Annotated in this window: 1 pseudogene; it reads left to right on the top strand. The window is 73.1% G+C overall.

The window, feature by feature from the left end:
* Positions 1-238 (top strand): annotated as a pseudogene (locus KVS71_RS18720) (bifunctional 3,4-dihydroxy-2-butanone-4-phosphate synthase/GTP cyclohydrolase II); the annotation flags it as partial.

Here is a 238-nt window from a genome sequence, read left to right as displayed (position 1 = left end):
GCCGCGGAGGCCGCCGCCGAGGACGGCAGTATGATGCGGCTTCCCGGGCATCACGAACTCGGCGCCCGCGAGGGCGTGCCGGTCATCACGATCGAGCAGCTCACCGCGCACCTCAACGAGATCGACCCGGACGGAGCCACACCGGCCGCCCAGCGCGGCCGCCGCGTGAGCCTCCGTGCCGACGCCACCGTGCCCACCGACCTCGGCACGTTCCGCTTCCTTGCCTACAAGGACCGCG

Origin of the sequence: Microbacterium sp. GbtcB4 (genome assembly GCF_019091465.1) — a bacterium.
GTDB lineage: Bacteria > Actinomycetota > Actinomycetes > Actinomycetales > Microbacteriaceae > Microbacterium > Microbacterium paraoxydans.
Note: the sequence above shows the minus strand (reverse complement) of the source record. Positions and strands in the feature narration are given on the sequence as shown.